Source organism: Pectobacterium sp. S5 (genome assembly GCF_051707265.1).
Classification (GTDB): Bacteria; Pseudomonadota; Gammaproteobacteria; order Enterobacterales; family Enterobacteriaceae; genus Pectobacterium; species Pectobacterium polare.
The window spans coordinates 57,255-66,370 of the sequence record NZ_JAULSZ010000009.1 but is presented as its reverse complement, the minus strand read 5'-3'; the positions used below and the strand labels follow the sequence as shown (position 1 = coordinate 66,370).

At 51.6% G+C, this 9,116-nt stretch carries 9 protein-coding genes, 1 rRNA gene and 1 riboswitch; of the genes, 3 read left to right on the top strand and 7 right to left on the bottom strand.

Going from position 1 to position 9,116, the window contains the following annotated elements; genetic code table 11:
* Window positions 1–76: ribosomal RNA gene (locus QWJ20_RS21345) — 16S ribosomal RNA — on the bottom strand; the annotation flags it as partial.
* A gap of 607 nt (window positions 77–683) precedes the next feature.
* Between QWJ20_RS21345 and purH the strand changes: the two genes are divergently transcribed.
* Window positions 684–2,273: a bifunctional phosphoribosylaminoimidazolecarboxamide formyltransferase/IMP cyclohydrolase gene (purH, locus tag QWJ20_RS21340; protein WP_433993397.1), complete on the top strand. Its 1,590-nt coding sequence runs from the start codon at window positions 684–686 to the stop codon at window positions 2,271–2,273.
* Between the two features lie 17 nt (window positions 2,274–2,290).
* Window positions 2,291–3,577 (top strand): phosphoribosylamine--glycine ligase, encoded by a 1,287-nt coding sequence (gene purD, locus QWJ20_RS21335; protein WP_010285524.1) that lies wholly within the window; start codon window positions 2,291–2,293, stop codon window positions 3,575–3,577.
* Window positions 3,578–3,648: 71 nt separating this feature from the next.
* Here the strand turns inward: purD and QWJ20_RS21330 are convergent, their stop codons facing one another.
* The 6 genes from QWJ20_RS21330 to nudC all read right to left on the bottom strand — a co-directional run bounded on the left by QWJ20_RS21330 (window position 3,649) and on the right by nudC (window position 8,185).
* The gene (locus QWJ20_RS21330) at window positions 3,649–4,335 is read right to left on the bottom strand and encodes a DUF1481 domain-containing protein (RefSeq protein ID WP_072012459.1); all 687 of its coding nucleotides are present in this window, start codon (window positions 4,333–4,335) and stop codon (window positions 3,649–3,651) included.
* A gap of 4 nt (window positions 4,336–4,339) precedes the next feature.
* The gene (gene hupA, locus QWJ20_RS21325; protein ID WP_005970302.1) at window positions 4,340–4,612 is read right to left on the bottom strand and encodes a nucleoid-associated protein HU-alpha; all 273 of its coding nucleotides are present in this window, start codon (window positions 4,610–4,612) and stop codon (window positions 4,340–4,342) included.
* 204 nt (window positions 4,613–4,816) lie between these two features.
* Window positions 4,817–5,407, bottom strand: coding sequence for a YjaG family protein (locus QWJ20_RS21320; protein ID WP_039487688.1), 591 nt, complete (start codon window positions 5,405–5,407; stop codon window positions 4,817–4,819).
* Window positions 5,408–5,484: 77 nt separating this feature from the next.
* Window positions 5,485–6,174 (bottom strand): deoxyribonuclease V, encoded by a 690-nt coding sequence (nfi, locus tag QWJ20_RS21315; RefSeq protein WP_039487689.1) that lies wholly within the window; start codon window positions 6,172–6,174, stop codon window positions 5,485–5,487.
* 15 nt (window positions 6,175–6,189) lie between these two features.
* A complete protein-coding gene (hemE, locus tag QWJ20_RS21310; RefSeq protein WP_095701253.1) occupies window positions 6,190–7,254 on the bottom strand; it encodes a uroporphyrinogen decarboxylase in 1,065 nt (354 codons plus the stop codon).
* Window positions 7,255–7,402: 148 nt separating this feature from the next.
* Complete coding sequence (gene nudC, locus QWJ20_RS21305) at window positions 7,403–8,185, bottom strand: NAD(+) diphosphatase (protein WP_095701252.1); 783 nt, start codon at window positions 8,183–8,185, stop codon at window positions 7,403–7,405.
* 108 nt (window positions 8,186–8,293) lie between these two features.
* On the opposite strand from nudC, the gene rsd reads away from it, so the two are divergent.
* The gene (rsd, locus tag QWJ20_RS21300) at window positions 8,294–8,755 is read left to right on the top strand and encodes a sigma D regulator (RefSeq protein WP_433993396.1); all 462 of its coding nucleotides are present in this window, start codon (window positions 8,294–8,296) and stop codon (window positions 8,753–8,755) included.
* Window positions 8,756–8,877: 122 nt separating this feature from the next.
* Window positions 8,878–9,031, top strand: a riboswitch (TPP riboswitch).
* Window positions 9,032–9,116: the final 85 nt, after the last annotated feature.

Sequence of the window (9,116 nt, the reverse complement as noted above, 5' to 3'; positions counted from 1 at the left end):
TGTGCTACCGCTCGACTTGCATGTGTTAGGCCTGCCGCCAGCGTTCAATCTGAGCCATGATCAAACTCTTCAATTTAAGATTTGTTTGATTTGCTTCTACTCGAGAAGCGATGCTCAAAGAATTAAAACTGTTTATTCGTAATGAATTTTACTGTTGTTCACTCTTCAAGACTTTTTTATATCGTTTAAGATACGGTCTTGTGAGTGCCCACACAGATTGTCTGATTAAATTGTTAAAGAGCAGTGCCACTCCATCTGTGGCGCGGGCTGCATATATTATGCTTTTCCGCTGTGAAGTCAAGTCATTACTGACTGCTTCGTTGAATCTTTTTGCTGTCACCACAACCGCGTGTCGCTGTTGCCGTGTCAGTGGATGCGCATTATAGGGACTTCTCGTCAGGCCGCAATAGGTGTTTTAAAGAAAAATGACTGTTTGCTGCATTCCACAGCAAAACCCCGCTTTATACCTATTTTTGCACAAACTTATCCACAGAAAGCATTCTACTCAAAAATTGACGAGCATCACGCAAACGTTTTCGCTACAATTCACCCCGTTCAAAATCGTCGTATTTTTGCGAACGCTAACTGAATATTTCTCTTTATTCCGCAATTATGGCTCTAACAAAGACGATATTCACATACCGTTCTTTACTGACTACCCAAATCCAGGGGATAACATCATCATGCAACAACGCCGTCCAATTCGCCGCGCTCTGCTCAGCGTTTCTGACAAAGCAGGTATTGTCGAATTTGCTCAAGCTCTGTCCCACCGTGGCGTCGAGCTCCTTTCAACTGGTGGAACCGCCCGTTTGCTGGCCGATGCTGGCTTAGCGGTGACTGAAGTCTCTGACTACACCGGCTTCCCAGAAATGATGGATGGGCGAGTGAAGACCCTGCACCCGAAAGTACACGGTGGCATTCTGGGGCGGCGCGATCAAGATGATGCGATCATGACGCAACACGACATCAAACCCATTGATATCGTCGTTGTGAATCTGTATCCGTTTGCTCAGACCGTCGCTCGTGAGAACTGCACGTTAGAAGATGCGGTTGAGAATATCGATATCGGTGGGCCAACGATGGTTCGTTCCGCCGCCAAGAACCATAAAGATGTGGCTATCGTGGTCAAGAGCAGCGACTACAGCGCCATCATTAATGAAATCGACGCCAACGAAGGTTCACTGACCTACGAAACCCGTTTCGATTTAGCGATCAAAGCCTTCGAACACACTGCCGCTTACGACAGTATGATTGCCAACTACTTTGGTGCACTGGTTCCGCCTTACCACGGTGAAACCGATAAACCATCAGGCCACTTCCCGCGCACGTTAAACCTGAACTACATCAAAAAGCAGGACATGCGCTATGGCGAGAACAGCCATCAGCAAGCTGCCTTCTATATAGAAGAGAATATTCACGAGGCCTCTGTCGCTACCTCAACACAGTTACAAGGCAAAGCGCTGTCTTATAACAACATCGCCGATACCGATGCGGCGCTGGAATGTGTGAAAGAATTTGCCGAGCCGGCCTGCGTTATCGTTAAGCATGCGAATCCGTGCGGCGTAGCGATTGGCGACTCAATTCTTGATGCTTACGAGCGCGCCTATAAAACCGACCCAACATCTGCATTCGGCGGCATTATCGCTTTCAACCGCGAGCTGGATGAAGAGACGGCGCAGGCCATCATTAGCCGCCAGTTTGTCGAAGTCATTATTGCCCCATCTGCCAGCGAGGCAGCGTTGAAGGTGACCGCAGCCAAACAGAACGTACGCGTCCTGACTAGCGGTAGCTGGCAACAACGCGTTCCTGGGCTGGATTTCAAACGCGTCAACGGCGGTTTGCTGGTTCAGGATCGCGATCTGGGCATGGTCGATACCTCTCAACTGCGTGTCGTGACCGAGCGCCAGCCGAGCGAACAGGAATTACGTGATGCCCTTTTCTGCTGGAAAGTGGCTAAGTTCGTTAAATCCAATGCGATTGTGTACGCACGCGACAACATGACCATCGGGATAGGTGCTGGCCAGATGAGCCGCGTTTACTCAGCGAAAATCGCCGGTATCAAAGCGAGCGATGAAGGGCTGGAAGTAAAAGGTTCCGCTATGGCGTCTGATGCGTTCTTCCCATTCCGTGATGGTATTGATGCCGCTGCGGCCGTTGGCATTACTTGCGTGATCCAACCGGGCGGGTCGATTCGTGATGATGAAGTCATTGCTGCCGCCAACGAACACGGCATTGCGATGATCTTTACCGACATGCGCCATTTCCGCCATTAATTCTGGAGCAGACCGAAATGAACATTTTAGTAATTGGTAATGGCGGACGCGAGCATGCGCTAGCCTGGAAAGCCTCACAGTCACCGCTGGCAAAACGTGTTTATGTTGCTCCAGGAAACGCGGGCACCGCGCTTGAGCCGGCGCTGACCAACGTCGATATCGCCGCCACTGATATTCCAGCGTTAGTCGCTTTTGCGCAGGAAAATCACATCGATTTGACCATCGTTGGCCCGGAAACACCGTTAGTTATCGGTGTTGTCGATGCATTTCAGAGCGCAGGTCTAAAAATCTTTGGCCCAACGCAGGGCGCTGCACAGTTAGAAGGCTCTAAAGCCTTTACTAAAGATTTTCTGGCACGCCACAATATTCCGTCGGCGGAATACCAGAACTTCACCGAAGTTGAACCCGCGCTGGCCTATGTACGCAGCAAAGGCGCACCGATCGTCATCAAGGCTGATGGGTTAGCCGCTGGTAAAGGCGTGATTGTCGCCATGACGTTGCAGGAAGCAGAAAACGCCATTCAGGATATGCTGGCGGGAAATGCATTCGGCGATGCCGGACACCGTATCGTGGTGGAAGAGTTCCTTGATGGCGAAGAAGCCAGCTTCATCGTGATGGTGGATGGCAAGAATGTGCTGCCAATGGCAACCAGCCAGGACCATAAGCGTGTTGGGGATAAAGATACGGGCCCGAATACCGGTGGTATGGGCGCTTATTCGCCAGCTCCGGTCGTGACCGATGAAATCCACCAGCGCGTGATGGATCAGGTGATTTGGCCGACCGTCAACGGCATGGCCGCAGAGGGAAATACCTACGTCGGTTTCCTGTATGCCGGTCTGATGATTTCTGCCGATGGTCAGCCAAAAGTGATCGAATTCAACTGCCGCTTTGGCGATCCAGAAACACAGCCAATTATGCTGCGTCTGCGCTCCGATCTGGTGGAGCTGTGTCTGGCGGCCTGTGACGGTACGCTGGATCAGAAAGATTCAGTCTGGGATGAACGTCCATCTCTGGGCGTGGTATTGGCTGCAGGCGGCTATCCGGCTGACTACAATACAGGCGATGTGATTTCCGGTTTACCTCAGCAGGATGCCGAAGATGGCAAAGTTTTCCATGCTGGCACCAAGTTGAACGGCATTAATGTCGTGACCAACGGTGGCCGTGTACTGTGCGTCACTGCATTAGGCAATACCGTCGCTGAAGCGCAACAACGTGCTTATGAAATAGCAGCGGGTATTCAGTGGCAAGGAGTATTCTGTCGAAAAGACATCGGCTACCGTGCTATTGAGCGCGAGCAAGCCTGATAAGCGATGCGATAACGATTGTCTGATCAATACTGAAGCCCGGAGAAATCCGGGTTTTTTATAGCTAATGGCTATTTAGGTTGCCACTGGCAGACGTCATCTTCCACCACCAGCAATAACTGCGTCCCTTCTGGCGCTTCCAGCCACGCAACGTTTAGCGGGCGCGTTGCATGCGCTTTTTGCTGTGCGATCCATTCACGCGAGTCATTGTCAAAATCAGGGCGAACTACCGTACCGTCACAAGACTGCACCTGCCCTTCCAGCCATTTCCCTTGCTTTAATCTCACCTTGCCTGCACGCAATACATCGCTCAATTCCAGCATGCGCTTCGCATCGAACTGGTAGAGCGCGATTTCATCATCAGAAACCGATTCACGTCTTTCGGCAAGCTGCCGCTGCATAAAGCTGACAGTGCCATCTTCTGCAAAGCGCAAACGCATATCTTCTTGTTGCGCCCCGAGCTGATTACGCTGTATCTCGCGTAGCTTATCCTGCTGGAACGTATAGCGCGTCACCACCAGAGCATTGCCTTGAAGCGGGTTGTATACGGTGGTCAGCGCCGTCGTGTTCTGCGCATCATCCTTGCGCCACAAACGCACAACACCACGATCGGCAACGTAACCGCTGGCGAAAACGTCCGGCGGTGCGGTGCGGCTACTACAGGCTACCACGGCTATCAGCACGAGGCCTGCGCCACACAAACGTCGTAAAAGCAAAAGGGGCGAAAACGCCCCTCTGCTTAAACTTTTAACCGGCATGGGCTTATTTAACAGCGTCTTTCAGAGCCTTGCCAGAAACAAACGCTGGCACATTGGCAGCAGCAATTTTGATTTCTTTCCCGGTTTGTGGGTTGCGGCCAGTGCGCTCATTACGATGGTTCACTTTAAACGTACCAAAACCAACTAATTGTACTGCATCACCTTCTTTCAGAGACTCGGTAATTGCCGCCAAAGTTGATTCCAGAGCTGCTTTAGCCTGTGCTTTTGACAGATCAGCTTTGTCCGCAATTACATCAATCAGTTGAGTCTTATTCATAAGTTATCCTTACAGTGTGTTTATCGCTTGCTAAGCATCGAGTGCGACGGATATGCCCTTTCCCGTTTCAGGGTGTAATAGCACTCTCCTGCATACACGCACCGACAGCCACTTTTTTTACGCCCCCCAAATGTAGACCAGACAGGGTGCGAATGTGAAGCCTTAAGACAGGCCATTTCAGGCCTTAAATCACGTTTTATCGCGTTATTGATGCAAATTTATCCCGATGTTACTACTTCCGGCCTCGCGCACATCGGAACGGAGCCCTTTGATCAACTCAATGTCCCGTTCTTCGCAGGCCGCCAACAGGCGAAAAATCTCCCATTGGATGTCCCATTCTTCTTCAATTGCAGGCAAAACCTTGAGCTCATCGTCGGTCATTTCTTTGCCCGCCTGCGTCATTTCCAGCATGGCAACCGTGCGGATAGACGTTTCGCTAATCGCTATCGCATGTTCCAGCGTTTCACCGCTTAAACGCGAATGAATCAGCTCGCCCAGTGCGATGCAGGCATCAATAGCTGGGTAGACGCCGTAAAGATCGTAATCTTCAGCAGCGGGAACCGCTTCTTCCAGCTTTTCCAACTGGCTATCGAAATTGACCTTCGCATCTTTAACAACCAATGTTTCCCATACCAGATCGAGAATGCGACGGTAAACCATCGCGTCGCCGAATTCTGTTTGACGACAAAACTCGTGGTAATTTGGATACATACGTTCACAAAGACATGCCATGAAAGTGACATGTTGCCAGCTCGTCAGCTTTTCCAGACGTAAATGAATGGGGTTACGTAACATTTTTATGCTCATTAACGGCGACGGACGGCAGTGTACCTGAAATCACAGTGACGCCCTATGCCTGAATTCCTAAAGTTTTACGACAATACGTTAGCGGCTTGCTGCCGTTGCCAACGCACAAATGCGGGGCGGTTTGATGCGACAGCATCAGCCCAACGAGTCGGCTCCGGTAAACGGTAGCCGCGCATACAAGATTGTACCCAGTGCAATGCACTATCCTGACTGACTCGATGCCCCGTCGCCACAAACAGCGGATTACAGCGCGCTTTACTGCGCCATACCCAGCCAATCTGCTCGTCTTTATCCAGTAACGGCTGCTGGCTGCCAACGCCCTCTGCCAGAGGCTCAAATCGGCCACAAAGCCGGCTTTTCGCCACGCCAATCGTCGGAACATCAACGAGAAGACCAAAATGGCTGGCAACGCCGAGACGACGCGGATGGGAAATCCCATGTCCATCGACAAACAGCAGATCCGGTTTCTGTTCAAGCAACGCCCACGCAGCGAGTAGCCCAGGGCATTCACGAAACGAAAGAAAGCCGGGAATGTAAGGCATTGTCGTGCTAATACGTGCAATCTTGTATTCTATCAGTTCCAACGAAGGATAGCGCATTACCGCAATTGCAGCGCGGGTTACTGAGCCTTCTTGCTCAAAGCCAACATCCGCACCCGCGATAAACGCGGGCTGCTCAAAAGGTAAATCGTCGTGCCGAATCACATCAGAAGCGCGGGCCAACTGCTCAGCCCGCAGCCGTTGTGTATCAATCACATCACCTCCTGTGAATCATGCGTGATAAGCGCGGGACAGCCGATGCACAGCTTCAACAAACACTCCCGCATGCTCCGGCGGCACATCCTGATGAATGCCGTGCCCCAGATTGAAAACATGGCCGTTGCCTTGCCCAAATCCAGCCAGGATCGACGCCACTTCCTGCTCGATCCGTGCCGGATCGGCATACAGCATCGACGGATCCATATTTCCCTGTAGCGCGACTTTATCGCCTACGCGACGACGTGCATCAGCAATATCGCTCGTCCAGTCCAGCCCCAGCGCGTCGCAGCCTGTTTCTGCCATCGCCTCCAGCCATTGGCCTCCGCCTTTGGTGAAGAGCGTCACGGGCACACGGCGGCCTTCGTTCTCACGCTGCAAGCCGTCAACGATCTTATGCATGTAATGCAGGGAGAATTCTTTGTAGTCACGCCCACTCAGCGCGCCGCCCCAGGTATCGAATACCATCACCGCCTGCGCACCCGCGCGAATCTGCGCGTTGAGATAAAGAATGACGCTATCCGCCAGCTTATCCAGCAACAGGTGCAGCGTTTTAGGCTCGGCGAACATCATTTTCTTGATGACGGTAAATGCTTTGCTGCTACCGCCTTCAACCATATAGGTCGCCAGCGTCCACGGGCTGCCCGAGAAGCCAATCAGCGGTACTTCCCCAGCGAGACTTTTACGGATCGTCCGCACCGCGTTCATCACATAACCAAGTTCCTGCTCTGGGTCGGGAACCGGCAAGTTAACCACATCGGCATGAGACGTGATCGGAGAATGAAAGCGCGGGCCTTCCCCTGCTTCAAAATAAAGCCCTAAGCCCATGGCATCAGGAATAGTCAGGATATCGGAGAACAGGATCGCCGCATCCAGCGCATAGCGCCGTAAAGGTTGTAACGTGACTTCACAAGCCAGCTCTGCGTTTTTACACAGCGACATAAAATCACCCGCCTGCGCGCGCGTTGCCTTATATTCCGGTAAATAACGCCCCGCCTGACGCATCATCCACACTGGGGTGACATCAACGGGTTGGCGTAATAACGCCCGCAAATAGCGATCGTTTTTCAGATCAGTCATGTTCTTTTCCTTTCAACCTCACGGCGGTTCTACACCGGATAGATGTGATGAAACGGATGCGTTATAAGGCGAACGCTTTATGAAGCGAATACGCGATGACGCAGGTACGCGGTGTACGCGAGCCATTCATGACGCCAATAGTACCACGTCAGCCTTCGTTCTCATGATAAGCACGGCACAGTACCACCGTATCTTCGATAAGCCGACGCGCCACGGTGCCCGGAGGGGGCAACTGCGGGAGTTGGTCATAACGGAACCAGCCCGCGTCACGCAGCTCTTTCGGGTCATGCTTGATTTCGCCACCCGCATAGTCGGCCATAAACGCCATCATCAGTGAATGAGGGAATGGCCAAGGCTGCGAACTCACATAACGCAGGTTTTTTATCTGAATTTGGCTCTCTTCCATCACCTCACGCACGACCGTCTGCTCCAGCGTTTCGCCCACTTCGACAAATCCGGCCAGCACGGTGTACATATTTCCGCGATGCCGATTGTGCTGCGCCAGCAAAATTTCCTCACCACGGCGAATCGCGACGATGATGCAAGGCGCGATCTGCGGATAATAGCGCTCTTTGCAGTGGTGACATAAGCACGCCAGCTCCGTTTTGCTCCGCACCATTTCATGGCCGCAATAACCGCAAAAACGATGAGAGCGATAGAACTCGGCCAACTGTACGCCTCGCCCCGCCAGTTGGAATAAGCCCACGTCCTGATCAAGCAACTGGCGAACTGATGCCATATCGGAATCTCGTCCCTGACAGACCAGCCAGACAGGCAGCCCTTGCCATTCGCCGATTTGGCGAGCCGTTTTCCCCTGCAACGCCCACGCCGTAGCCGTTCCACGCGGTAATTCTCCCTGAGGGAGCCAGATTTGTACCGCATCGCTAACCACCCACCAGCCGGTTTCGTCACCTTTTAGCGTCTGTTCCATATCTTTTTATTGCTCCACTGCCACTTCACTGGCATTTTACATTCAGAGTGATTACATAAGTTTTATAACTGGGATTTCAGTTATTTCTTACCGTTCACGGAGTCAACAATGCTAAACCAGCTACAAAGTCTAACTGAATACGTTGGTGGCAATAATGCGTTAATCGACCAATGGCTACAAGCGCGTAAGCGGCTTCTGGTGGCTTACTATCATCTGGTTGGCATCAAGCCGAACAAGGAAACGCTTTCTCTTCTGGATGAAGAGGCATTGGATAATTTTTGCCAGAATCTGGTGGACTATCTTTCTACCGGCCACTTTCATTTATACGAAAAAATGCTGCATGAAGCAGCGACGCACAGTGAACAAGTATTAGCGCTTTCCACCCAGCTCGACCTCTCCCTGCAAAATAACACGCAGCAAATCATGACGTTTTACGATAGCCATCTGGCGGCAGCCATCGACCATGATAACTGCCTCGAATTCCAGCAGGCACTCTCTCACGTCGGCGAAGCATTGGAAGAGCGTTTTACGTTAGAAGACAACATGATCCAGCAGGTTTACGACAAATAGTGGTCATTTGACGTTATTTCAGGACATCATCACACATTGTAAAAGCAAAAGCGGCACGCTTTGACATCCGCGTTTTGCCGACATACAGTGTAGGGGTTTTATTGGCCCGTTTCAGAGACGGGCATATCTTGTCGGAGTGCCTAGCGTGCTCGTGTTTTGTTTTACGAAATCAATCGTTTTACGAAACTTATGAGCGCACAGGCTGAGACCGTTAATTCGGGATCCGCGGAACCTGATCGGGTTAATACCTGCGAAGGGAACAAGAGTAATGCACCTCATTGAGCCCAAGGCTGTGTATTCCCACATACCTGCTCTGACGCTCAATATCATTATTACTCCCTCCGGCTCCAGACAAGCAATC